Consider the following 24755-nt stretch of genomic DNA (forward strand, 5'->3'; position numbering starts at 1 on the left):
ATCAAATAATTCTTAGCTTTTGGAACTTGTTCGTCATCAAAAACAGTTTGACTTAAAAAAGCATTGTGTATATTTATTGGTTAGTTCTAAAAAAGAACTAGATAAAAGGCAATTAAAAATAAAGGTGAATAAATGTCGAATATTATTTTGCATCAATGGGAAATTTCCCCATTCTGTCAAAAAATTTCAAGAGTTCTGAAATTTAAAGGAATTCCATTTGACACAGTTAACTATAACGGCATTCTTGGAGCGAAAGTTCCTCTGCTAAGTAAGGTGGGCAAAGTACCTGTCATTGACCATAACGGTCAGAGGATTCAAGACAGCACTCGAATCGCGCGCTATCTAGATGAAGCCTTTCCAGACACACCTCGGCTTTACCCTGAAGATCCAAATCAAAAAGCGCTTGCTGAACTTTGGGAAGATTGGGCAGATGAATCTCTTTATTTTTATGAAGTCTATTTACGCGTAAATGACTCAGAAGCTTTAGATGAATCGATTCGCATTAGTAGCATTGGTCGTCCAGCTTATGAAAAGCCGATGGTAAAAGGTTTTATTTTAGCCGAGTTAAAAACGCAGCTTTTCTTTCAAGGCTTAGGACGTATGAAAGCTGAAAATGTTGAAGAAGAATTTATCCGACATCTCGACCGTATTGAGCAGGTTTTATCACAAAGTGAATGGTTAGTTGGAAACAGCCAAACCATTGCAGATATAGCTGTAGTTGCTCAACTCGGTGAAGTGATTCGTACCAGTAAAAAATTTAGTAAAGAAATTTTGAATCGTCCGTTTATTGCATTATGGTATAAAAAACAAACAGGGTGAAATGTCTATGACATCAGCAACATTAGATAAAAAACAAGATTGTGCGGTTGTTATTGGCGTCGGGGCATCACAAGGTATTGGTGCAGCGGTGTGTCGTCTTTTCGCCAAAGAAGGCTTAAAAGTTTATGTTGCTGGGCGTACTTTTCAGAAAATTGAAGCAGTGGCTGCCCAAATCCATTCCAATGGTGGAGATGCTGTAGCGTTTCGTTTAGATGCAGAAGATATACACCAAGTACAGGCCTTGTTTGACACCATTACTAGTCAAAACGAGCGCATTACTGCTGTCGTTCATAATGTGGGAGGGAATATTCCTTCCATCTTTTTACGCAGTCCATTGTCGTTTTTTACTCAAATGTGGCAATCCACTTTTTTATCGGCCTACTTAGTTTCTCAAAGCTGTCTAAAAATTTTTAAAGATCAAAATCACGGTACGCTTATTTTTACAGGTGCGAGTGCGTCTCTACGCGGCAAACCTTTTTTCGCAGCTTTTACAATGGGAAAATCTGCCTTAAGAGCTTATGCCTTAAATCTAGCCCAAATCTATAAATCACAAGGCATCCATATTGCTCATGTGATTATTGATGGCATGGTCGATGGCGATAGAGTGAATAAAGCATTATTTGGTCTGGGGCGGTTAGCTCGTCTTACGCGTGGCACTGGCGGACTTAATATTGATGCAATTGCAGAAAATTATTGGATGCTTTACCAACAAACACCTCAGCTCTGGACACATGAGTTGGATTTACGCCCTTATCAAGAAAAATTTTGAGAGACTAAAATGCTAAAAAAAATATTTCAAAAATTTCAAAAAAAGCAGGGCTGTGTTGTAGTGGCTGGTCATGACCTTCAACTGATTGAGCGTGATTTTGTAATTCTAGATAAAAACGCACATTTTCCATTACATCTTTATCAAGTTGTGCATGATTCAACCGCGCAAAAGATGAAAATACATTCTATAAATGATGGCGTGACAGCAGTACATTTAAATTTAGTGAATGCAGATCACTTAAAATGCTTATTGCGTTATATTTCACAACACGGGCATACCATTGAACTCTGTGTATTTCAGCCGAGTTTTTCATCTTCGCCCAATATTGAAGCTTTATCTTTAGAAGAGATTGAACACAGTTGGCAGAGCACAGGTTTAAGTGCAGTAAGTGTCGCTCAAGCTGTGATTAAACCTATGCTTAAACAACAGCGGGGCACAGTTATTTTTCTTGGCGCACCCTCTAATCACTCGACCCATTACGATGTGTTAAGCCAAAGCATGTTTGCTAGCATTCGAGCTTTATCGCAGTCATTGGCGAGAGAGTTTCAACCCAAAGGCATTCATGTTAGTTATTGCATGATTGAAAAATGGGAAGGGCAAAACCAGCACTTTACCTCATCTCTCAAGCAAGTATGCCAACACATCTATCAGCAACCTGATTCTGCATGGAGCCAAGAACTTAGCCTATCTTGAAGTTTTACTTTTACATATTGTTAAAATACAGTACTGATCTGAAATGATCATAGAACAATAATTTCGGTAGGTTTTTAAATGGTGAATATAAAGAGTTTTCAGCGAACGGTTCAAGTAGTGTCGACCTTGGCAGCTTTTATGTGTTTTTCTTCACTCGCGCAAGCTTCACAATACACTCAAACTGCTCGTTTAGTTAACGAACGCTTATCTTATATGAAGGATGTTGCAGGTTATAAAGCAGAGCAGCATTTACCTATCGAAGATTTAACTCAAGAGAAGAAAGTTCTGGATCAATCGCTTTCTGAAGCCGAATCTTTTGGCTTAAATAGCGAAACATTAAAGCTATTTATTGTGACGCAAATGAATGTAGCCAAGGCCATTCAGTATCGCTATCGCGCAGATTGGTTGTCGAGTCCTGAAAGTAATTGGAAGCCACAAGATTTAGCAGAAGTACGTTTAAAAATTAGTTCTCTAAACACTGAGCTTCTAAAAAATATTGCCGTTGAACTTAAGAAAAATCATAACAATGCGCCTCATGGCTGTAGCTATATGTGGCCTGTTCAGCATCCACAACTTAAAGAAGCCGACAAAAAAGCTTTATGTGAGGCATTAAATAAAATTAAGTTAAGAAAGCAGTAAAACTTTTACATTTGAAACTTAAGTCTTCATCTTCCACTTGTCTGATTTCATAATTAACATTTTCCCACTGATTTTTGTGCTTTTCGATAAGTAAGCAAGGGAATTGTTGAAAATTATGTCTAAAACTATCATTCATACTTAAGTCTGAAATATGGTTAAAGCATACATTGAATTTAGGGGCGGAAGGATCATGTAAATCTTTAGATAGAATCAAAACAAGATTGTAGCAATTCATTATATGGTCATGTTCTATTTTGAATGTGTCTACTTGATCAAAATTAAAAAAATTTCCATTCATTTCGTCTAGGTCTAACATAATTATCCTTATTTTAAAGTAGTGATGAAAATCTATAATTAAGTTGTCGTTCATATTAACTAAAGACAAGCTAATAATGAATTTTTAACCAATTAATTAAATATTCTAATTCGATGAAAAACAATAATTATTTAACTGTTTTCTAGCCAATATCACATTGACACCCAAAACCTCTCCGATTATCCTTTGCCTGCTGGCCACATTGCCAGTCAGCTTTTGACAGAGCTGGTACAAAAGGCGCACAACAACGTATTATTTCGTTTTGTGCGTTCTCCTAAGTCACGCCTTTATGGTAAGGCTAGGAGGGGCACGCTTGCGTGCGCTGGTTTCCTTTTGTACCAGTCTGTCAACCCTTCTAGTCTTGCCACCATTATTTGACAGTAATTGGTAAGACTCTTCTAAATCAAAAGGAGTCCGCCGTTATGCGTACTATTTATTCTTTATTGGCCTCTGCCAAAATCTCTCTATTTATTCCATTTAAACAGTCTTTCAAACGGTTTAATCGGCTCTAGGTTTTCTATACCTTAAGAATCCTTACGACTAAAAAATCATAGCAACAATAAACCTGAGATAGGCGAGCACACCATTATTTGTGCCGCTTTTGCATGCCTGTTTTTAACGCTCAATTTAAGAGTGACAGCATTTCTATCTCATTTACTTACAACAAAAAAATTATTTTAAACGGTATAAAAATGCCAAATTTAGAAGCATCATTTAGAGCACTTCGCGTGCTACATGCGGCAAGAGATTTGTTTAAACAATATGGGTTTTATATTGGGATCGATCGAATTATTGAAGAAGCCAAAATTCCCAAAGCCACTTTTTATAACTACTTTCACTCCAAAGAAAGGCTTATTCAGATGAGCTTAACTTTTCAAACAGATGCATTAAAACATGAGGTGTTTTCAATTATTCATTTGTACCGTGAACTCATGGCATTCGATAAACTTAAGAAAGTTTACTTTTTACATGCAAACTTAGAAGGCTTTTATCGTTTACCATTTAAAGCCATTTTTGAAATTGAAAAGCTTTATCCTGCGGCCTATAAAATCGTGATTGACTACCGGAACTGGTTCATTAAAGAAATTCATAAATTCCTTTTAACTGTAAAAGTTAACGCTACAGTTGAAGATGCCTACATGTTTTTATTTGTGATTGATGGGGCAATGGCCCAGCTTTTAAGTGCGAATAGTACTGATGAAAGGGATAAATTATTAGAATATTTTATGTCAACGCTCGCTTAAATTGATCCATATTCTAGTGTTTAACTTATGAAAAAGCCCTCCGAAGAGGGCTTTTTATTCAATTTGGTTTAGCTTTAAAAATCAAAAGATGTTTGTAGATAGAACGTACGTGGCAGTCCTACATACTTACCGCCAGTAGAGTCTGTTGAGCGAGTAAAATATTGCTTATCAAAGACATTTTTGATTCCACCAGCGATTTTTAAACCTTTAACTTGTGAACTTAAGTCATAAGAGGTACGTAGCGCAAAAGTGGTGTAACCCGGAATATCTCCATATTTACCATCAGCAGTTTCTTCTGTTTGATAGACATTACTATCTGGAAGATCTGGTGAATGCTGCTTAGATTGAGCAAACATATCCGCATTTAAAGACCATTTATCTACTGTGTAACCTAACCCAACATTACCGACATGACGCGAGTAAAATGGTAAGTCTTTATCTTTAAATTGACCAGCTTCAGCCACTGCTTTGGTGAAAGTATAGTTTCCATATACTTTTAAGCCTTCCAGTGCATCAGACAATTGTCCGAAATCATAGCTAATACCTGTTTCGACACCTTTGTGGCTGGTTGCCCCTAAATCTGTCCAGATTCCGTTATTAGCAGCATCACGAACCAATGAAAGCTCTTTATCAAAGTCTAAATAGAACACGGTAAATTCGGCATTTAAACCATTGCCCAAATATTTGGTGCCAATTTCATAGTTGTTCGACTTTTCAGGATGTAAGCCTTCGGTTGTAGCCGTTGCGGTTGTTCCTTCAAGACGAGCTAATTGACTGTATTGCTGTGGACCGAACGATACGCCTGCGTTTGCAAATATATTCCAGTTTTCATTTGCTGAGTACATCACGGATAAACTTGGTAAAAATTCGTCTGAATCAATTTTTGGATAAACAGTATTAGGTTGTCCTTTGTTATAACCTGTGAAGTTATTATGGGTTTCAATTGATTCGAAACGAACACCCGGTGTGATGGTCCAACGGCCGAGTTCCATACGGTTGTCGATATATACAGCATGTGCTTTAGTACCGCCTTCACTACTACTACGCGGAGCAAAATCTGGCACTGATGAACCTGCTGCATAAGATGCAGTACGTCCTGCAAATTCAGAACTTTCTTCTTTTAAATAGCGATAGCCAACCGTTACTTCATTTTGAGTATTACCAAGTTCATAAATGCGAGAGTAACGCGGTTCAATTGCATAGACTTTATAATCGCGTGGAGCAGAATCGAGGCGTTTTTGCCCATTCGCTAGTGTAGTCTCAAGATTACTAGTACGGAAAGAGTCGATGTAGTAACTCAAAACCTCGAAGTTATTTTTTTCATCTTTATGGTTATAACGTAAAGAGACATCTGTACGTCGACCTGCAAAATAGTTTTTTTCACCAGAAGATTGATACGGGTTTTCAGCATATTGCGCCTGAGTTAAACCCTCTGGCATTTCGCCGCGACCTTCATAGTGATGCAGATTTAAAGCAACCGAGTCTTTATCATTAAATTGATAAGCAGACTTTAGCATTACATCATCGATATCAATTTTGTTGTTTGCTTCTCGATAACCGTTTCCTTTGGTCCCTGAATATAGAAGGGCAAGGCCTAAACCATTATCTAAAGTTCCCCCCACAAATAAATTAGGGCTCAGTTTTACTTGATCAGTACCAGATGCATATTCTGAAGTTAGGCTAACAGTTCCGCTAAAATCTTGAGGAATTGATCGAGTAGCAAAGTTAATAATTCCACCTACGTTTTGAGGCCCAAAACGAACCGATCCCGCACCGCGCACAACGTCAACTGATTCAATATTCCCAATTGAAACAGGTGTCAAAGATAACTGTGGCTGACCATACGGTGCAAATGAAAGCGGAACACCATCGACTAGAACTGTTGAGCGAGGTGATAGGCGAGATGCTAAACCACGAACCCCAATATTGAGAGAAACATCACTACCGCCTGTTCCACTACTGTCTTGAGCCTGAACCCCAGGAACTTGCTTTAGAGCTTCGCGCAGTGAAGTTGCCGCCGTTTCATCTAAACGCTTACGGTCAATAATAGTTCGAGCGCCAGCATGTTTGTGAACAGTTTCTGCATTTGCTTCTTCTAACCAGTTACCTTGTGCCTTAATGGTAATAGTCGGTAATGCACTAGTGGTTGTATCTTCGGCATGTGCAGGAAGTGCTAAATAAGTACAAGCTAGTCCGATTGCATAGCTAAGTGTAGAAACTTTGAACTTAAAATTTGGGAGTAAAAGAGCAGATGAGCGGTCCATGTTGATGTATCGAAATCCTAAACGATAATTATAATCATTATAGCGAAAAAGTAACAAAATTTTATAAATGTAATTTAAGTTTTTTAGAAAAACTAAACATAGCTTTTCACTAATCATTTTCACAGAACAGCCCTCCGAAGAGGGCTTCAAATTTATTTAAAGTTACGTTGATTTAAGATTTTGTAGACCTTTTCTTTATATACATCATTAGAAATAACACCTTTATCTCGCTGTTGTTTTAGCGATTTAAACTGTTGACCACGAATTTCTCTTTGAATACCCACATTATCATGATGTCTCATGTAGTAAAGGCTACGCTCATGATCACTCATATTCACTGTTTCATCAGTAAACGAAGAAGGCTTTGCTTCATTTTCTTGATATTGTTTTGCAATTTCAAAAAAATCTACGTTTTGGGAATGAGGAGAATTAAATGAATTTTGCTGTTCAGTCAGCTGAGGGTTCTGAGTGTTAGCATTTATTTCAAGCATACTTTTATGCTGATTAAATCTAGGGCGGTTATATTCTTGTTTCGTTTGAAATGTGTTTGTTTCAGCAAAGATGGAAGAAGAAAAAAGCCCAATATTTAAAGATAAAAAAGTTAATAAAAATCTATTCATTTCTTTGGGAGTCCAATTGAAATTGAGTAAATCACTGTATTGTAACATTAAAATTTAATTTTTGAAGGTTTGACTTCAAGAGTGCTTGATCAACTGGTAAATAATAAGATCTGTAGCGGAGCGTAAAAGCCAATTTAAAAAGGCTTTTTACACTCATTTTTTTAAGATTGTTTTGAATATTCTTCTTTCAATTTATCCAGAAAAATAAACAGGTTTTGATTCATTTCTTGATAGTCGTGATTTCGTAATTCTTCACGAGTATTCACAAATTTATAATTGTGAGCATCATTTAACTCGACTTCTGAATGTTGAATCAGTAATTCAACTACTTCTGAAGTTAATTCCATATGACATTGTAGGCCATAAACTAATTTTGAATATTCAATAATCTGTCTTGGGCACCCTGCGCTAAAAGCAATAATTTTTGCATTGGAAGTTAAGCCTGGCATGTCGTTATGCCAATGGCCAACTTCGGTCATTTTTCCTAAGTGTGAAAACTTAGAATGTGTTATTCCATATTCTGTAAGCATAATTGGAAACTTACCAATTTCTCGCTCAGGGCTATGTTCAAATTTGGCACCTAAAGCTTCACCGATCAATTGAGACCCTAGGCATACCCCAATGACCACTTTATTTGCTTCAATTGCTTTTTTAATCATTGCTTGTTCAGCTAATGAATTAAAGTGAGGGCACATATCTAATGTAGTATCGGGACTTTGTGGGCCACCCATTACAATAAGAAAGTCGATATCTTCAACAGAAGTTGGCAAAACTTCATTTAAATACCCTCTTGAATAGGTAATTTTGAAGTTATTCATTTTGCCCCAAATTTCATATGCGCCGGGCGCTTCAAAATCTTCATGAATAATAAAATGTAGCCGCATAACAATCCTTAAAATCTAAACGTAAAATAGGTAGATCATTGGTTAAAAATCAAGGAAATATTAAAACTAGAATAGGGCCTTTAATACATCCAGTTTTAAAAACTTATATGGGCCAGATTTATTTGTTTTTTATAGAAGTTGAAATTGATTATTTCTTTTTAAATACATTCAATAAATTTATTGTTAAGTTAAACTAAATTATTCTGGTGTGACAATAGCAGTTCAATTTGTTAAATTGTGTAGCTTTTATCAAAGTGGACAAAATTTATGAAGACATTTTTAGTTATATCTTTATTGGGTTTTGGGCTGATTGGTTGTGCTTCATCTCCATATAATTCTCAAGAAAATTATTTGAATAAACCTCCAATAGTTCCAGAGAATAAAGCTTTTAATAGTTTTAAAACACCTGAACATGGGATTTTCACTGATCGAGATGTCTATAATATAAATATATCAGAAAATTCGAATCTAAATTTTCGTTATGAAGTTCCTTTTTAAAGAAAAATAAAATATTAACTAAAAAGGACGGAGCAAAGGTGGCTTAACACCTTTGCTAACTCATAATAATCAATGATTAATACAACCTTTTGGGTGGTTTTTTAAATTTTAAACTGTTAAATTTTAGTTATTGAAAACAAGGTATTTTAAATGAAAAACTTCACTATTGTTGCTTCTTTATTTTTATTGGTTGGGTGTGCTACAGGTCACAAACAAGTCACTCCTATGCAAGTGGCTGATAATAAAATTATTTCAGAGGCTGAAAAATATAAAAAACAATATCAAAAGAAAATTTATAAAACCTGGGATATTCCCAAGTCTTCTACAGGTATGAGTGCAAGTGTTAAAGTCTTTTTAATGGATACTGGCGAAATTGAGCAAATTATCTTTTTAGATAAAGAAGAGCAAAAATTTAAAACAAGTATTGAAAAAGCTATCTGGCGTTCTAGTCCATTTGTTTTACCCTCTAATCCAGAGGTAAGAAAGCAAGCAAGAAAATTCAATATTAAGTTTCAGGTAAAATAAATCAGTTATGTTTGAATACTAAGAGCAGATTTATAATTTTGAGTAAGTTAAATCTGCTCTTTAGATATTTATAGTATTGATATAGTAGGTTTTAGCTATATTGAACTGATCTTTAAGAGCTAAATTCAAAAGTAGAATGCTAACATTTCAGTGTAGTCAGAAAATAAGACATTTTATTTATATATTAAAAAAATATAAAAATTTGTTACATTAATATCAAAAGGTAACATAAACAGAACTTTAAAAGAATGAAAAATTATTATAGAAAATAAATAATTTCGTAAGAGTTGTAAGTAAAAATATGAGTGAAGTAAAGAAGCCTCATACTGAAAGTAAAGCAACGAAAGTTGTAGCGTGGTGTCTAATTATATTTGGAATTGTTTTAGGAATAGCCTTTATTTTGTCATATGGGCAAGTTGAAACTAGAAATGATAATTTAGATATTATTCGAGTGTGGTCTACACAAATGGTCACAGTTGGTCTTTTTATTATATTTAATGGTTTGCTGTTCGGTTATTTACTTTTAAAAATTAGTAGTATTTTGAACCACCTTGAAAATAATAAAAACTAGAATTTCTTTGAATAAATTCAGTTCAAATATTAAATAGAGCTAAGATTTTATTTAAAGCACTTCTCGATAATATGAAAAATTGAAAGAAAATTTTTCAAAATCTTCTTATATATAGATTATTTATGTTAATTACTTCACATTTTTAAATGTTTTTGATGTTTAATTGACGATTAAATTTCAAAAACCTTGTATTTCTTACATTTAGTTTATGAGTTTTACCCTATCTTACATAAAAAAATAATAGTTTAAAGAAGTATATAAATATACGCATGAGAAGATAGGAGGTTAAGATGCCAAAATATCTAGCAATAGCAGATAAGGTTTATAAAAAAATTAAAAATGACAACTTGTTTTCTGATGATGTAATAGAAAATTTAAATTGTTTGGTTGGGCTTATTCGTAATGCGATAAAAGGTACTGAATTCAAATTAAAGTATAATTTTATTAATTTTGAAGACTGCTTAACCAAGCCCATCGAGCAATGCTCGGTAAAAATTGATTTTAGTCTTATGCCTAAGTGTGATAATGAAGGTGAGTTTATTTTATGGCTTGCAGGATTTATTGAAAGAATCACTGAGGGAGGTAAAGCCAAATTTCCTCCTATTTCTCAGTTGGTCCCTCAAGGCTTTAGTATGGGAAATGAAAATATTCCAGTAACTACTTTACCTGTAAAAGAAGAAAATGCAGAAATGATAGTTAATTATTTTAAATCAGATGATTATATTAAAAATAATAAACTACCTTCTTAAAATATATAAAAGTTATAAGCCAATTATCTCTAACAATTTAGAGCTTAGTAACCGCCTTCGAGGGCGGTTTTCTTTGTTATATGTATCTTAAAGTGTCTGTTACATAAATGATGATTGTTTCATGTTGAATGTATCTGTTAATTATTTGAGCATGGTATGAGACAAGTGAAGTAAAGGATAAATCTCATGATAGATGAAGAAAAACCATTAAATTTTGATGATGATGAAGAGCCTCTTGATTTTGCAGATGAAGAATTTATCGATGATAAAAAAGAGGATGAGTTGTATAACAGTATTACCAAAGATGGCTCTAGTGTCGATCCGGCAGATGATGGTGAGCGACATATTCGACCTGAAGATGGCGATCCCATAGAAGTCGAAGAATAATCTATAGCCCAATTTTATATTGGGCATTTTAATTTCTAGCGTATTTGGTTGAACAACAACAAACTCTAGATATTATTCAAAAATTATCATTAATGACTTAAAAAACATGAAAGTTAAGCAATGAGTCTAGAGATATGAGGCTATATATTTATTAAATTCTTATTCTCAGCCAGAAGTAAAACTATGAGTAATTATATTTATAAATTTGCCAACCAAATCAAATATAACGCTGTACCACCAATTAATGACGTTTTGCTCGCTTTTAGAACATTGAAAGCAATACCATGTGGATTAACGTTGTTGTCAAAAGTTGTTAGCCGTGTTGCTCCATATTTTCAAACAGTAAATCCAATTATTCAAAAACTAGATGCTGACGTGTGTGAAGCTTTCATCAAAAAGAATAAATCAGTCGAAAATCACATAGGAACAGTTCACGTTATTGCCATATGTAATGGATTAGAATTTGTTATGGGTGTACTAACCGAAGCATCTATTCCTCAACATTTAAGATGGTTACCTAAAGGCATGAATGTAAATTATGTCGCCAAAGCCGATTCTGATATTAAAGTCGTCGCAACAATTGATGAAGAATGGAAAGTTGGCGATATGCAAATAAAAGTAAATGCCTATAGAGCAGATGGACAGCCTGTAGTTCAAGGGTATATTACACTTTGGGTTACAGAGAAAAAGTAAGATGAAAGAGGATTAGATGCAAAAAATATTGGATTATCTTTGCAAGCTTTTTACTACCAAGTCTCGGTCACGTGCCGCTACAAATAGTCCGATTGCTACCGCAACAGACAATGGCGATGAGGAAATTGGTTTTGTGGTAGATGAGATGTCTCTGAGTCAGGAAGGGGTAAACCATATTTGTAATTTTGAAGGATTAAGACTCAGTGCTTATGATGATGGCGTAGGTGTCTGGAGCATTGGTTATGGCACAACCAGATACCCAAACGGTTTGAGCGTTCAAAAAGGTGACACATGTACTCTTGAGCAGGCCAAAGCATATATGCAGCATGATTTGAAAATATTTGAGCGTGCAGTCAATGGCGCTGTAAAAGTTCCTTTAAAGCAAAATCAATTCGACGCATTAGTCTCACTAAGTTATAACATCGGGGCAGGAGCCTTTAAAAAATCGACCTTATTAAAAAAATTAAATTCAGGCGATTACAAAGGGGCCGCAAACCAATTTGATGTATGGGTAAACGCAGGCGGTAAGCGTTTGGCTGGATTGGTTAGACGCCGCGCTATTGAAAAGAAATTGTTTTTAGGATCATAGTCTTTTAATTCTTTATAGGGTTTGATCAGAAAAGCCGTTCTGATCTTTAATAAAATCTAGGCATAAAAAAAGCCTGATGCTACGAATCAGGCTTCAGTATTCATCGACAATAGGAGTTGATGAACAAGACCAATCTAACAGACCTGTTCAGTAAAGGCAAACCGAGGCTTGAATTGCTGAGTCAGATCAAAGTAATTTTTCCAAATTACACGCATTAAAAAAGCCCTTGCTCGAAAGCGAAGGGCTTAGTCATTCATTGATCTACCAATGAACTATATAAGGCTCATCTCATACTAAGGTCAGTATATCTGAAATTGGAGCAACTGAGAAGAAAACCTTATAAATACCTTTTTCATTCTATTTAAAATTAATTTATTTGGGCGTATAGCAAGTTACATCATTGGTAAATCAATACACAAAACTTGCACTTTGCATTTTTAAGGGTGTGGTATTTGTGTAGGCTCTGATTGGCTTAGGAAATAAAACAGTAGCTATCTTTTAACGGTTCAATATAAAGTTTGAACATGTTGAAGACATCAGGAGCTAGATATAAGCAAGGAAGTAAATATGAACTTAATTAGATTAGAAGAACTTTCATTGATGAGTAATGCGGTTTTAACACCTCAATTAAACAATTGGCCAAGTATACAATCATCAAATACGGGTACTACATACGCTAATAAGAATACAAACAGTTTTTCTGAACAATCTGATAAAAAATTTTATAAAGAATGGCGAAAACAACAAAAGAAAATACTTAAAAATATTCCGAGTAATGCTGTTTTACTCAGCATTAAAGAGATGGTGTAGTTAGACACGAGACAAGTTTATAAAGATATAAATTACAAGGATAAGCTGTTAGCTAAATAACTTTACGTAGGTACACTTGTTAGTCATAACTTATTCTAGAGATATTAATAATAAGCAAATTACATAAGGTAAGACAAACAAATAGAAAATAATAAAAAGGGCAATTCTGTAGAGGTAATTTTTATGGTTAATCTTCATCAGAAATCACTTTTTGATGTTCTGACTCAACATCAAGCTTATCTATATCGAGCATCTTCAAGATCGGTTAATGAACTTCTTAATTTATTTAATTCCGAAACAGTTAATATGCTTACCAAACTAAGTAAGCTGTTAGATGAGCTAAATGAAAAGGAAAAAACCGCATTGGCGGGTGGGCTTTACTCAACAGCCCCATTAAAAGAAATACGTGCACTGATTTCTCAGTGGTTTAATACTACTAACGATATGCTCATTGAAACTTTTACCATCTCTGCTGTGGCATTGGCTGTCTATGAAGTCAGATATATGTCAAAAGTTTTTGGTGGCAAACATAAAGAATTAAAAGGTGAACAGCTCTATAAAGCTGCTAAACGTGTTCCTTTAGCAGGTGGAGCATTGGTGGATGAGTTACTTTCTACAATTGCAGAGGTTGCCCGTCAAAGAGTGGAGTATGCAATTCGGAATGGCCTCAATACTGGAGAGACGAATCAACAAATTATTCAAAGGATTCTAGGGACTAAACGCCTTAAATATGAAGATGGACTACTAAATAGCTCTAAGATTGATATTGAACGAACTGTGCGTACGATTCGAAGTCATATATCCAATCAGGCCTATTTAAACAGCTATAAACAGTTAAAGTTTGAATATGTCAGATTTGTAAGTGTGCTTGATGGTAGAACCTCAAAAGTATGTGCAGCCCTTGATAGTCGTGTGTGGGATATCAATGATCCTACAAAAAAAGTTCCGCCTTTGCATCCTCATTGCCGCAGTATTCTAGTTCCAACTCATGAAGATGGTCAGCTAGTCGGCAGCCGAGCCTTCATTATGGATGAGAGAAAATTTAGGGATATTCCTAAAAATGAACGTGAACAATTAATTGGCCAATTAGATGCAAATATGTCATTTAAAGAGTTTTTTAAACTAACAGATGATTTCTTTCAAAAAGAGTGGTTAGGGCCTAAAAGATATCAATTGTATAAAGAAGGGGAATTTGATTTTGATAAGTTTTTTGATCCAGAAGGACGGTTATATACACTTGAGGAACTTAAAGAACTTGATGAGCGAGCTTTTAAAGTATTGGGATTGTGAGATAGAGTAGAAATATTAGAGATAATATTTTTAGTTTTAACTAAATACACATACTTAAACAATTAGTTGAAAAAAGTTTCAATAATCTAGCCAGATAGCATGTTAAGTTTTTCTCAATCATAAAAATTTAGAAAGGATCAAAACATGAAATTTTCCTACCAAGATCTTGCTGGAAATAATATTGAAGTGGAATGTGAAAGTTATATTCATATTCCATCAGGAGCAGCTGTAAAATCTACAGAAGCTGGCAATTACCACATTACTGAAAATTTCAGCTTCTATAAAAAAACTGAAGCTGATTCTGTGCCCATCTATCGATTTGCTATTGATCGTAATTCTAATGTTTTTAATAGCGATGAACTGCCAGCATTAGCTCAAATTGGTAAAGACTGGAAAAATTTAGACTAGTCTTTAACTCAGCATAAAGCCCTCAGTCGAGGGTTTTTAATGTACTTTAAATGAGTTATTTCTTTTTAAATACAAGTGTTAAGCCTATTAAAATCGCAATCATTCCTATTAAGCCTGCAAGCGGCAACTTATTTTTTAATATTAAAAAATCTAAAAGTGCAGTAACAACAGGAACTAAATAGAATAGGCTTGTCACATTTACAAGATTGCCCTGATTTAGAAGTCGATAAAGTAAAAGTTGAGCAACTACAGAAATTAAAATTCCAAGGAATAAAACCGAAATAATGAGTTGTGAATTCCACGTTATTTCAAAATGTTCAAATGGAACTATAAATAAACAAACTAGAAGGCTAACTATATATTGGAGCGGTAAGACATCTGTTGGGGCTTGTTGAATGTTTTTTTGCATGATGGCCCCAAAAGTTATACAGATCAGTGCTGCTAAGGCAAAGAATATTCCGATTGGAGCGATAAAAGACATAGTTAAGCTTTTCCACACTAAAAGTATGAGTCCGGCTAAAGCAATCAATAGACCTAATAATCTCTCTTTTTGTAAATTCTTTTCTAAAAGACAAAGCGTCAAGATTGGCTGTATTCCCATGATTGTGGCCATTAAACCAGGGGTGACTCCGTGAGCCATGGCTTTAAAATAACAAATTGAATAACCTGCAATAATGAGGAGTCCAGTTAATAAAACTTGCTTTCGAGTTCCATGCTTAGGTAAAAGTCTTTTTCTAAAAATAGCAATTAACAACAGAACAAACAAAGCTGTGGCAAAGCGCAGAATTAATAATGCTATAGGTGAGGCATTGTCGAGTCCCCATCGAGTAAAAATCGCAGCACTACCCCAAAGTAAAACGAAAGTGGATGTCGCACTTTGTGACGCAAGCATCTGTTTATTTAGGCGCATAAAACCTCCTCCTAGTGCGTAATACCTAAGAAATACGAAGTGATAAAATTGTTAGTAAGGACAGTGATTAACGAGTTATTCAGTTGTTAATCAATTCACCGTTAGCGACGTTAAAAAATGAATTGTTTTAACTTCTTATAAGTTCAGTATGAGAGAGGCAATAAATAAAGAAAAGCGCATAATTCTTTTATATACTATTTGAAAATCGAATAGATAAATTCTAATGACTTTAAAAAATTTACAGATTGATTGGCTAAAGTGTTTTGTCACCGTAGTAGATACAGGCTCTTTATCAAACGCAGCACCTGAGTTATATCGGTCACAGTCCGCTGTTAGCATGCAAATAAAAAAACTTGAAGAAGCTCTACATTGCCAACTTTTAATACGAACGCACCGACAAATTGAATTAACGTCTCAAGGACAGCTGCTTTTAGGTTATGCGCGCCGTATTCTCGACTTACATGCAGAAGCCCAAATGGCATTTCACGGAGATGAGCTGAAGGGGCGTATACGCCTTGGGGTGCCCGATGATTATGCTGCAAAATATTTAACGCCTGTACTTAAGCGTTTTGCTCCACGTTATGGAGGTGTTGAAATTGAATTAATTTGTGAGCAGTCTACTTCGTTAATACCACGGGTAGAAACTGGGGATATAGACTTAGCATTAATTTCGAGAGATAACGCTCGTCAAGGAACACTTTTATTTCATGAACCAATGGTGTGGGTAGGCTCTCCACAGTTTGAACTCTGGCGAGAAGATCCACTCCCAATTGCAGTTTATGAAAGTACTAGTCAAGCCAAAAAGAGTGCGATTAATTCTTTGGCCTTACAGGGACGCCGTTATCGGGTGGTATACAACAGTTCAAGTTTAGCTGGTCAAATTGCAGCGGTGGAAAGTGGTTTAGCAATTGCCGTGTTCACACAGTGTAGTGCACCTGAGCATTTAACTATTTTAAGTGCTGATCATGGCCTAGGACCTTTAGAACCTATGGAGGTCGCTGTTTATCGGAGTCGGGCATCTTTGGAGTCTAAAGCTGTAGATCACTTATATGACTTACTCCTCAAAACGCTCAGGCATTCAGTTAATATTTAATTTAAGTTTATGTTAGGTGCTCGGCTTTGAACTTGTTGAGTTAAATTTAAATGAGCGCTTAAAGTCAAAACTAAATAGCTTTACATTTTTGCGCTAAATCTACAAAAAAGCCTAGAAACCTATGCTGATCGTAAAACTAATAAAAAGTATTTATTAACTCATCAATCTAAACAATTCATGAGGTGAAACATGACAAAAATTATAGCGACCTTGGGTTTAGCCGCCTTTATTTCTTTGAGTTTGAGTGCTTGCCAAGGTGAAAACGACACAAAACAGCAAGATAAAACCACAACTCCTCATTCAATGGATAAAGATTCATAATCTAGATGAATGCTCAAAGCCCATCGTAAGATGGGTTTTTTTATATCTTTTTATTTTTGTCTTAAAGTGTGATTTGTAACTCAAAATATTTATTTTTAATGGCGCTGTTCAAAATATATTGACTAATACACTTGGTTTTAAATATATTTAAATTCGACACTAATTATTTTAAATAGAACTCTATATTTAAAGTAAATTGGTTCAAATATCCTCAGATCAGAAATTTAACCTTTAAGTTTGATTATAAAAATATTAACTAATCAAGGAGGTAGGTATGGACGCTAAATTTCATTCTGAAAATGAATATGGTTTTATTTTAAATATATTGAACAACTATGTTGTTATAAAGAAGACATTAAAAGATGATCATTATCCTTATGATTCATTTGGTTATCTTCTTGCTCTTTATCAACCACTAAAAGTCTATATTCCTCAGCTTCCACATCCAAAAATTTATATTGAGGTTGGTGGAATTTCTTATGACAGAATGATTGTTATGCAAACTGAGGACGAGACAGAAGCCATAAATATTTTATTGAATTTAGGACAACTTGTTGCTTAACAATGAAGTGATATTTTAATGCTGAGTTTAATTTACTTAAGAAAAAGCTTTCTTAAGTAAATTCACGAAAAAATAAAGGCCATAAAATAGTTGTTGGAAAAGAGAACTTAAAGAAATTTTTTAATGTTACTATTTATTCTCATTAAACAAAGAACTTAATAAGATACAAAAAGCCACAAAAGCTAAATCTATAACTTTAAAAGAATTTGTTTATATACCTAAGAATATTAAAAAGTAGGTAATCGTCATGAAAAAAATACTTTTAACAGCATTGGCTGGATTTGCTTTATTAGGAAGTAGTGCTGTGATAGCTAAACCAGATGCTGCTTTATTAAACGAAGCAACAAAAAATGTAGTCACAGTGTCCAAAGTAAAAACTTTGGCTGATGAATCTGGAGTAACTTTAACTGGTACGATCGTAAAGCATATTGCTGGGGATCATTTTGAGTTAAAAGACGCTACGGGTTCAATCATAATTGATATCGATGATGACTTATGGAAACCTCTTGAACTAAAAGCAGGGGATAAAGTACGTGTCGTTGGTGAGGTAGATAAGCATAGAGTTAAGCCTACCGATATTGAAGTTTTCCAAATTGAGCGTGTTAAATAAAAGCTAATATTTTAAGTAAATATTGTTCAAAAACAATGAAAAAGAAAACTCCTATTTTTAGGAGTTTTCTTTTGAAGATAGTAAGTTTTTATTATTGCGTTGCATTAAAAGCCTCATGGTATTTGACATTAGCTTTTGGAATATTGCCCGAGAAAGTTAGAGCCTGAAAATATTCACTTGGTACATCAGGCAAAATTAGCTCAGGATAATTTTTAAAACCAAATCGGCTGTAATAATTTGGATCACCTAATAAAACACATCCTTGAGCGCCAAGTTGTTTTAATTTTTCTAGTGATTTATTGATGAGAAGAGAGCCAACACCGCATCCTTGTTTATTTGGATGAACTGAGATAGGACCTAAACCATACCAACCTATTTCGCCTGAGCTAATCTCAACCGGAGAAATAGCAATATGTCCAATAATAGACTCATCTTCAATTGCAACTAGAGAAATAGTAAGTTGTCCGTGAGCTCTTAGACTATTAACAATAAAATGCTCGGTATGACTTGTGTGCTCAGCATTTTGAAAAGCTGCTTTTGTCAATTCTTCAATGGCTTCAATATCTTCGGCTTGCTCATCACGAATAATAATATTCATTAAAAATTCTTCCAGACTTATAGATTATCCATATACTTTAACTTTTAAGTAATTATTGAAAAGAAAGATAATTTAGATTTCTAAGATACTTTATTTGTTACTGGTTATAAAAAGCAACTACTACTCATCAAACTCATACATAAAGTAAAATTTTATAAAAATCATTTTTAATATAATCACTTTAAAAATAATTTTGAGGGTTAATAAGTTGAGAAAAATCATTAAAACATTATTACTATCCACGCTTATTTCAGCTACTTCGTTCACTATCTATGCCAAAAATACTGAGCAAAAAGTTAATTTTTTACAAAGTTCACCACATACCACTTTAACTGGAAAATTTCAGGGCTACGATGATGTAAGGTATAGAATTTATGCGAAAAAAGGCCAAATATTAAAATTTGATATCAATAGTCTGGGGAATTTAGCCTACATTAATATTTTTGCACCTGGTAAGAAGCCAGGTAAAGATAACGCATTATTGATTGGCTCAACTATAGGTTTTAATGGAGAGCTTACTTTACCAGTTGACGGTGATTATATTATTCAAGTTTATCAAATGCGTAATAGTGCTCGTAAAAATAAAACTGTCAAATATACTTTAGACCTCGAGTTATTAAACAAAGTGAAAAAATAATAACTGATGAAATTTACTAGCTCTCAAATGAGAACTAGTAAATTTGAAAATTGGTATATTACTAACGATTACATTAAAGAAAATGACTCATGAATGCCCGAACTTTCAACAAACGTTTGATCGTGTGAAACGAGTAATACCGCACCTTCATAACTCTGAATAGCATTAGCAAGTAGCTCTCTAGATTCAATATCCAAATGATTTTCTGGTTCATCTAATAACAGAAGTTCAGGTGCAGGTTTTATCTGGCTAAGGGCCAATAAAGCTACTTTTAATTTTTCACCACCACTTAACTGAGACAATAGTTGGATGCCTTTATCTCCACGAATTCGAAGTTGACCTAGCAAATTTCTCCATTCGAGTTCTGAAAGTTCATTATTCATGTGAGATAAATTTTCAATAACAGTCATTTCATCACACAAAAAGCTAAAGTTCTGGTCGAGATAGAAACACTTTACAGATAAGTGAATGCTGTCACAGGGTTGATTGTTCTCTGCATGAATTGCCTTAAGTAAAGTTGATTTTCCAATACCATTTTCTCCTGTTATGTGAACTTTTTGAGCAGCTTCTACAGCGAGATCAATGGGCCTTTGAGTTCCATGTTTCAGTTTAAGTTTTTTAATACGAAGAATTTCACCTGATTTCTTCTGAAAAGTTGGGAATACAAACTGTTGAGGTTTGACGGTTTCAAGAAGCATTTTCTTGTCTTTTAATTCATTTTGACTGTTCGAAATTTGTCGTTGATGTTGAGACTGTAGAGCGGCAATACTTTGGCCTGCTTGTTCCTTTTTAAAGTCGAGCAAAATTTTGGCTTGAGAATTTGATTCTCTTAATTTATTACCAGCACGCTCACGTTTTTGAGCTTTCATTAATACATCATGCTGCTTTTGCTTCATGTGTTTAACTTCACGTTGGTTTTGTTGAATGGATTGCTCCAGAGCAGCAATATTTAACTGATATTGCTCATAAAATTTTTCATAGTTTCCTGTGGTGTGATGTAGTCCATGTTCATTTAAATGATAAATATGGTCTACTTCATTTAATAAAGTCCGATCATGGCTAATAATCAGTCCACCTGCTGGGTGTTTTTTCAAATGATTAATTAACCATTGCCTAGATTCCTGATCTAGATGATTGCTAGGCTCATCAAGTAATAGGTAGTGATCTGTTTTTAGAAATAAACAGCTTAAAGCTAACTTGGTTTTTTGACCTTCACTTAAATTTTTAACTGGAAAATCTAAATCTGTTGGTAAACCAGCATTTTCTAATAGGGTATTCCATAAGGTGGGTAAGTCCCATTTACCTTCCAATAAATCATAATCTTCAAAGCTAGCATCACCTTGTTCGACTCTTTTAAAAGTCTGATAAATATCTAAGATATCTAATGCTTCGGCAATGGTCAGCGCCGTCAAACGATGTAATTGAGGTAAATATGCATGCTTCACATGCCAAGATATTTGGCCAGAAATAAAAATTGAATCTGCTGCAAGCGTCTCATTTAACATTTGCATAAGCAAAGATTTACCTTGGCCATTACGACCAATTAGTGCAGATACCTGATTTGATTCAAGACTAAAATTTAGATGCTTAAACATTACCTTTGAAGGGAATTCTAAGGTAAGTTGCGATATTACACATGCCTGCTGAGTCATAAAGAACCTCATAAATACAGGATGTACAAAATAGGAGAATAATAATTTTTAAGAGAGACGGTAAATCACAAAAATAGTCTATTTTGAACATCAGAGAAAGAAAAAATTGATGAGAAAAAAGACTTACTTCATTGGCGTGACTTACGAAATTTGGGGGAATAATGAACTATTCTATAGAGGTTTTAGGTAAGTGTAAAATTTCTCGAAGTTATTCTGTTAAAAAGCCCAATCATTAGATTGGGCTGTTGTCTTTCTAGAGTTTTACTCTTTTACGACTAAAACTTGAATTTTAGTGCTATTTAAAACATCTTGAGCAAAACTACCTAATATTAGTTTTTGGAAGCCTTTACGACCATGTGAACCAATCACAATCAAATCAGAACCTAAGTCTTCTACAGCTTTCAAAATACCATCTGAAGAAATTTCACCTTGGATAATTTGAGTCTCTGCATCAATACCTTCTTCTGCACATAAAGCTTTTACTTTAGCGAGAGTCTTTTCTGCATTGGCACGTGCTTCAACAAAATAATCTTTTACAACAGGTGAGATGTAATAAAAATCTACGCCACTAAAAGGGTCTACCGCAACCAAACTAATGGCGGTCAATTTACTACCAAATGCCTTTGCAATGTGGGCTGCCTGTCTAGCTGCTGCTAAAGAAATTTCAGAACCATCTACTGGTACAATAATATGTTGATAATTCATGATGTTATTCCTCTTATTTACAGTTGTTATATGTATGAAGCTTTTATTAATTAAAGATTAACATATTTCATTCTTTGGAGACATCTATTCAATTGAAAGTAATTGAAATTAAACAAAAACAATATAAATCATTATTTTGAATTAATTTTCTGCTTCACTGTAAATGGGTGACCACACTACAGAAGTAAATCTTTAATATTTACATGAAAATTACAAAAAATTACTATTCATATTTCTGTCATATAGAACCCGTATAACAAAATAGTAAATTTAGGGGGAGAAAGGAAGATGGCAGATTTAACAGCAAAGAAAGTAAATAAACTCATTGAAGAGTTTCGTCAAACAGGTAAAGAACCCCAAAAATTAATCATTGGCTACAAAACTTATGCCAGACTCATGACGGAAGATAAATTTGCAGAAAAAATTGTTCCTTCACTCGAAGATTCAAAAGAACGTTTATATAAAAATTTAAAGATTAAACTTATAACTGAAAAACATTACTTTGAAATTCGTTAAAAATTATGTGAACTGCATCACTGGTTATTAAAACAAAGTAACACTAATTAAGTTTAATAACATGATTATTGTATGATGATACAAATTAATAGTGTAACCAACATTTGAAAACAGCAATCGTTTATAAACTCGATAAAATAAATTGCTTTTATTTTAAGTAGTGGAATAAATTGAAATGCCAACATTTAGTGTAATTATATTCTATATATTAGCTATATTAGGTGCTATAGCTATTATTTGTGGACTATTTAGTTTAAGTATTTTTTTAATTGTCATTGGGTTAGGTATATTATTTGCAGCAATACTATTAAAAAATGAGTTTAAAATAGATATTTTATTTTGGGAATAAATATAATATTTATCTTTAATTTTCATCGACTAGAAAAAGTATTTCAATATAACTGACATAAAAAGTGTCAGTTTTAAAATATTAAATTTAGATTTATTTTGATCAAAATAATTACAATAAAATATAAAAGTAGAAAATATTAAAGTTATTTAAGTATTTAAAACTAAAAAAGTTTCCTTTAGGATAAAAGTAAAATTGTAAGAACGTTTTGATCTATTAAACAATAACAAAGTGAGGTGAGCATGTCTTATAAGTATGAGTATGCAGGGTTCTGGTTAAGATTTGGTGCAATGATTATTGATAGTCTGATTCTTTTTTTAGCAATTATTCCAGCGGCATGGATTTTTTATCGGGGAGATTATGATTTGGTTTTTGCTACTGGCTTAAGTAGTCAGCCACAAAATTATTTGTTCGATCTTATTGTGAACTATGCATTTCCTTTCTTGTATTCAGTTTTATGTTGGTTGTATTTTGCGGGAACACCTGGTAAACGTTTAATGCGATTAAAAGTTTTAGATGAAAAAACAGGCAATAAGCTCACTGTTATGCAAAGTATTATTCGCTACATTGGCTATATTCCATCAATTTTAGTGTTTGGCATTGGCCTTTTCTGGGTTGCATTTGATTCTAAAAAACAAGGCTGGCATGACAAAATGGCAAAAACAGTCGTAGTCAGAGAGCTATAAGAATTATGGCAAAGGCGTTCATAGCATTGAAAAATAGGAGGCTATGAACGCTTTTTATTAGTTTCTTTTGGTTTTAAATTTAAGTATTACAAATACAAGGATACCGACAATCAATCCCCAAAATGCTGAACCAATACCGAAAAATTGAATACCCGAAGCACTACATAAAAAGGTAAATAATGCAGCTTCACGTTCTTCAACTTGAGCAAAGGCAATTGCAACGTTGTGGCTAATCGTACCAAGTAAAGCAATGCCTGCCAAAGCTACAATAAAAATGTGAGGAAATGACATCAATAAACTTGTGAGTGTTGCAGCAAACAAGCCCATTAAGATGTAGAAAAATCCGCAGCTCATGCCAGCAATATAGCGTTTGTTAGGGTCAGGATGAACTTGATCATCTAAGCTTACCGCAGCACTAATGGCAGCAATATTTACGGTGTAACAACCAAAAGGGGCAAGCAAAGCTTGAGTTAAACCTGTCCAGCCAATGAGTTGGTTAACGTGTGGTTTGTAACCATAACTTTTGATCATGGCAATTCCTGGTAAATATTGGGAGGCCATATTAATCACAAACAGTGGTAAAGCTAAGCCCAACAGTGCCGACCAACTAAAGTCTGGACTAATCCAAACAGGTTTTGCTAAAGACCACTGAAGTGTAGGCATATGAAATTCTAAAAAAACGGGGCAGAGGGCAATCCCTGCAATTGCGGTAAATACAATGCTGTAACGCGGCCATAATCTTTTTGTAATGACATAAATGCTAAGTAAGGACAAAATAAATGCCCAATCATTTTGTAAACTTGCGAAAAGTGAGATACCAAATTTGAGTAAGACCCCAGCAAGCATGGCACTGGTTAAGCTTTGAGGAATATATGACAAAGCTTTTTGAAAAATACCTGAAAAGCCCAAAATAGCAGTGAGTAAACCACCCACTAAAAAAGCACCAATCGCTTCATTTAAACTATATCCACTGCCTGTCGCCATAATTAAAGCAAGACCAGCGGTTGACCATGAAGTCGCTACGGGATATTTAAATTTCCAAGAAAGAATGAGTCCAGATAAGCCAATTCCTAGACCTAAGGCCCAAAACCAAGAGGTAATCTGTTCAGGTGAAGCACCTAAAATTTGAGCCGCTTGAATAACTAAAACGGCCGAAACACTAATACCGATTAAAAAAGTAATAAAGCCAGCAAATACTGCCGGAATTGAAAAATCTTGAAGAATCTTTTGCATAATACGTGTTCTAAATCCAAGAAAAGTTTATAGGCTTCTGCCATTGCTTCCAGTTGGGGTGAATTTAACAATTTTTTTTAAGAAGGTGCTTTCTATTTTGAGCATAAAAAAGAAA

General features: G+C 34.1%; 32 protein-coding genes and 1 pseudogene. 24 read left to right on the forward strand and 9 right to left on the reverse strand.

What is annotated here, in order from left to right; all coding sequences use genetic code 11:
• The first annotated feature begins 132 nt into the window (after positions 1 to 132).
• The 4 genes from AAC388_RS06835 (at position 133) to AAC388_RS06850 (ending at position 2920) form a co-directional block, all read left to right on the forward strand.
• Positions 133 to 819: a glutathione S-transferase family protein gene (locus AAC388_RS06835; protein ID WP_057076855.1), complete on the forward strand. Its 687-nt coding sequence runs from the start codon at positions 133 to 135 to the stop codon at positions 817 to 819.
• 7 nt (positions 820 to 826) lie between these two features.
• Entirely contained in the window at positions 827 to 1588 is a 762-nt protein-coding gene (locus AAC388_RS06840) for an SDR family NAD(P)-dependent oxidoreductase (RefSeq protein ID WP_057076857.1), read from the forward strand.
• Positions 1589 to 1597: 9 nt separating this feature from the next.
• Complete coding sequence (locus AAC388_RS06845) at positions 1598 to 2281, forward strand: SDR family NAD(P)-dependent oxidoreductase (RefSeq protein ID WP_304395920.1); 684 nt, start codon at positions 1598 to 1600, stop codon at positions 2279 to 2281.
• Between the two features lie 78 nt (positions 2282 to 2359).
• A complete protein-coding gene (locus AAC388_RS06850) occupies positions 2360 to 2920 on the forward strand; it encodes a chorismate mutase (RefSeq protein WP_304395919.1) in 561 nt (186 codons plus the stop codon).
• Here AAC388_RS06850 and AAC388_RS06855 read toward each other — a convergent pair.
• On the reverse strand, positions 2901 to 3236 hold the full coding sequence (locus AAC388_RS06855; RefSeq protein ID WP_086399543.1) for a hypothetical protein: 336 nt from the start codon (positions 3234 to 3236) through the stop codon (positions 2901 to 2903). The two genes, AAC388_RS06850 and AAC388_RS06855, sit on opposite strands and share 20 nt — an antisense overlap.
• Before the next feature lie 692 nt (positions 3237 to 3928).
• On the opposite strand from AAC388_RS06855, the gene AAC388_RS06860 reads away from it, so the two are divergent.
• Positions 3929 to 4480, forward strand: a complete 552-nt coding sequence (locus AAC388_RS06860) for a TetR/AcrR family transcriptional regulator (RefSeq protein ID WP_336015897.1) — start codon at positions 3929 to 3931, stop codon at positions 4478 to 4480.
• Positions 4481 to 4554: 74 nt separating this feature from the next.
• Here the strand turns inward: AAC388_RS06860 and AAC388_RS06865 are convergent, their stop codons facing one another.
• The 3 genes from AAC388_RS06865 to AAC388_RS06875 all read right to left on the reverse strand — a co-directional run bounded on the left by AAC388_RS06865 (position 4555) and on the right by AAC388_RS06875 (position 8248).
• A complete protein-coding gene (locus AAC388_RS06865; RefSeq protein WP_087400892.1) occupies positions 4555 to 6744 on the reverse strand; it encodes a TonB-dependent siderophore receptor in 2190 nt (729 codons plus the stop codon).
• Between the two features lie 152 nt (positions 6745 to 6896).
• Positions 6897 to 7412 carry a hypothetical protein gene (locus AAC388_RS06870; protein ID WP_342371375.1) on the reverse strand — a complete coding sequence of 172 codons (516 nt, stop codon included), beginning with the start codon at positions 7410 to 7412 and terminating at the stop codon, positions 6897 to 6899.
• Positions 7413 to 7525: 113 nt separating this feature from the next.
• Positions 7526 to 8248 (reverse strand): type 1 glutamine amidotransferase, encoded by a 723-nt coding sequence (locus tag AAC388_RS06875; protein ID WP_032007660.1) that lies wholly within the window; start codon positions 8246 to 8248, stop codon positions 7526 to 7528.
• A 267-nt stretch (positions 8249 to 8515) separates the two neighbouring features.
• Here AAC388_RS06875 and AAC388_RS06880 point away from each other — a divergent pair, with 267 nt between their 5' ends.
• The 10 genes from AAC388_RS06880 (at position 8516) to AAC388_RS06925 (ending at position 14768) form a co-directional block, all read left to right on the forward strand.
• Positions 8516 to 8746, forward strand: coding sequence for a hypothetical protein (locus AAC388_RS06880; RefSeq protein WP_005068685.1), 231 nt, complete (start codon positions 8516 to 8518; stop codon positions 8744 to 8746).
• A gap of 150 nt (positions 8747 to 8896) precedes the next feature.
• Positions 8897 to 9271: a TonB C-terminal domain-containing protein gene (locus AAC388_RS06885; protein WP_032042453.1), complete on the forward strand. Its 375-nt coding sequence runs from the start codon at positions 8897 to 8899 to the stop codon at positions 9269 to 9271.
• A gap of 301 nt (positions 9272 to 9572) precedes the next feature.
• Complete coding sequence (locus tag AAC388_RS06890; RefSeq protein WP_032042454.1) at positions 9573 to 9842, forward strand: hypothetical protein; 270 nt, start codon at positions 9573 to 9575, stop codon at positions 9840 to 9842.
• 290 nt (positions 9843 to 10132) lie between these two features.
• Complete coding sequence (locus AAC388_RS06895; RefSeq protein WP_032007438.1) at positions 10133 to 10591, forward strand: hypothetical protein; 459 nt, start codon at positions 10133 to 10135, stop codon at positions 10589 to 10591.
• 186 nt (positions 10592 to 10777) lie between these two features.
• Positions 10778 to 10978: a hypothetical protein gene (locus tag AAC388_RS06900; protein WP_002114613.1), complete on the forward strand. Its 201-nt coding sequence runs from the start codon at positions 10778 to 10780 to the stop codon at positions 10976 to 10978.
• Between the two features lie 183 nt (positions 10979 to 11161).
• Complete coding sequence (locus AAC388_RS06905) at positions 11162 to 11671, forward strand: hotdog fold domain-containing protein (protein ID WP_032007437.1); 510 nt, start codon at positions 11162 to 11164, stop codon at positions 11669 to 11671.
• Between the two features lie 16 nt (positions 11672 to 11687).
• Positions 11688 to 12260 carry a lysozyme gene (locus tag AAC388_RS06910; RefSeq protein WP_032007436.1) on the forward strand — a complete coding sequence of 191 codons (573 nt, stop codon included), beginning with the start codon at positions 11688 to 11690 and terminating at the stop codon, positions 12258 to 12260.
• Positions 12261 to 12827: 567 nt separating this feature from the next.
• On the forward strand, positions 12828 to 13070 hold the full coding sequence (locus AAC388_RS06915; protein ID WP_032007434.1) for a hypothetical protein: 243 nt from the start codon (positions 12828 to 12830) through the stop codon (positions 13068 to 13070).
• Positions 13071 to 13253: 183 nt separating this feature from the next.
• Positions 13254 to 14360: a minor capsid protein gene (locus tag AAC388_RS06920; RefSeq protein WP_342371376.1), complete on the forward strand. Its 1107-nt coding sequence runs from the start codon at positions 13254 to 13256 to the stop codon at positions 14358 to 14360.
• 144 nt (positions 14361 to 14504) lie between these two features.
• Complete coding sequence (locus tag AAC388_RS06925; RefSeq protein ID WP_017386735.1) at positions 14505 to 14768, forward strand: hypothetical protein; 264 nt, start codon at positions 14505 to 14507, stop codon at positions 14766 to 14768.
• Between the two features lie 55 nt (positions 14769 to 14823).
• Here the strand turns inward: AAC388_RS06925 and AAC388_RS06930 are convergent, their stop codons facing one another.
• Positions 14824 to 15678, reverse strand: a complete 855-nt coding sequence (locus tag AAC388_RS06930) for a DMT family transporter (RefSeq protein ID WP_033847399.1) — start codon at positions 15676 to 15678, stop codon at positions 14824 to 14826.
• Between the two features lie 223 nt (positions 15679 to 15901).
• On the opposite strand from AAC388_RS06930, the gene AAC388_RS06935 reads away from it, so the two are divergent.
• The 4 genes from AAC388_RS06935 to AAC388_RS06950 all read left to right on the forward strand — a co-directional run bounded on the left by AAC388_RS06935 (position 15902) and on the right by AAC388_RS06950 (position 18264).
• Entirely contained in the window at positions 15902 to 16771 is an 870-nt protein-coding gene (locus AAC388_RS06935) for a LysR family transcriptional regulator (RefSeq protein ID WP_069036751.1), read from the forward strand.
• 189 nt (positions 16772 to 16960) lie between these two features.
• A complete protein-coding gene (locus AAC388_RS06940) occupies positions 16961 to 17092 on the forward strand; it encodes a hypothetical protein (protein WP_329760337.1) in 132 nt (43 codons plus the stop codon).
• A 274-nt stretch (positions 17093 to 17366) separates the two neighbouring features.
• Positions 17367 to 17654 carry a hypothetical protein gene (locus AAC388_RS06945; protein ID WP_017398397.1) on the forward strand — a complete coding sequence of 96 codons (288 nt, stop codon included), beginning with the start codon at positions 17367 to 17369 and terminating at the stop codon, positions 17652 to 17654.
• Between the two features lie 247 nt (positions 17655 to 17901).
• Complete coding sequence (locus AAC388_RS06950) at positions 17902 to 18264, forward strand: NirD/YgiW/YdeI family stress tolerance protein (protein WP_005073765.1); 363 nt, start codon at positions 17902 to 17904, stop codon at positions 18262 to 18264.
• Between the two features lie 91 nt (positions 18265 to 18355).
• Here the strand turns inward: AAC388_RS06950 and AAC388_RS06955 are convergent, their stop codons facing one another.
• Positions 18356 to 18862 carry an N-acetyltransferase gene (locus tag AAC388_RS06955; protein ID WP_005803527.1) on the reverse strand — a complete coding sequence of 169 codons (507 nt, stop codon included), beginning with the start codon at positions 18860 to 18862 and terminating at the stop codon, positions 18356 to 18358.
• 54 nt (positions 18863 to 18916) lie between these two features.
• Here AAC388_RS06955 and AAC388_RS06960 point away from each other — a divergent pair.
• A pseudogene (locus AAC388_RS06960) lies at positions 18917 to 19033 on the forward strand (hypothetical protein).
• 37 nt (positions 19034 to 19070) lie between these two features.
• Positions 19071 to 19499, forward strand: a complete 429-nt coding sequence (locus tag AAC388_RS06965) for a PPC domain-containing protein (protein ID WP_342371377.1) — start codon at positions 19071 to 19073, stop codon at positions 19497 to 19499.
• A 68-nt stretch (positions 19500 to 19567) separates the two neighbouring features.
• Here the strand turns inward: AAC388_RS06965 and AAC388_RS06970 are convergent, their stop codons facing one another.
• Positions 19568 to 21151, reverse strand: coding sequence for an ATP-binding cassette domain-containing protein (locus AAC388_RS06970; protein ID WP_342371378.1), 1584 nt, complete (start codon positions 21149 to 21151; stop codon positions 19568 to 19570).
• A gap of 261 nt (positions 21152 to 21412) precedes the next feature.
• The gene (locus tag AAC388_RS06975) at positions 21413 to 21856 is read right to left on the reverse strand and encodes a universal stress protein (protein WP_002115225.1); all 444 of its coding nucleotides are present in this window, start codon (positions 21854 to 21856) and stop codon (positions 21413 to 21415) included.
• A gap of 288 nt (positions 21857 to 22144) precedes the next feature.
• On the opposite strand from AAC388_RS06975, the gene AAC388_RS06980 reads away from it, so the two are divergent.
• The 3 genes from AAC388_RS06980 (at position 22145) to AAC388_RS06990 (ending at position 23407) form a co-directional block, all read left to right on the forward strand.
• Positions 22145 to 22372, forward strand: coding sequence for a hypothetical protein (locus AAC388_RS06980; protein WP_342371379.1), 228 nt, complete (start codon positions 22145 to 22147; stop codon positions 22370 to 22372).
• A 175-nt stretch (positions 22373 to 22547) separates the two neighbouring features.
• On the forward strand, positions 22548 to 22721 hold the full coding sequence (locus tag AAC388_RS06985) for a hypothetical protein (RefSeq protein WP_342371380.1): 174 nt from the start codon (positions 22548 to 22550) through the stop codon (positions 22719 to 22721).
• A 242-nt stretch (positions 22722 to 22963) separates the two neighbouring features.
• A complete protein-coding gene (locus tag AAC388_RS06990) occupies positions 22964 to 23407 on the forward strand; it encodes an RDD family protein (protein WP_016140661.1) in 444 nt (147 codons plus the stop codon).
• Between the two features lie 57 nt (positions 23408 to 23464).
• On the opposite strand, the gene AAC388_RS06995 is transcribed toward AAC388_RS06990, so the two are convergent.
• Positions 23465 to 24640 (reverse strand): benzoate/H(+) symporter BenE family transporter, encoded by a 1176-nt coding sequence (locus AAC388_RS06995; RefSeq protein ID WP_224991270.1) that lies wholly within the window; start codon positions 24638 to 24640, stop codon positions 23465 to 23467.
• Positions 24641 to 24755: the final 115 nt, after the last annotated feature.

The sequence above is a fragment of the Acinetobacter sp. D009 genome (genome assembly GCF_038562025.1).
GTDB classification, from domain to species: Bacteria; Pseudomonadota; Gammaproteobacteria; order Pseudomonadales; family Moraxellaceae; genus Acinetobacter; species Acinetobacter pittii.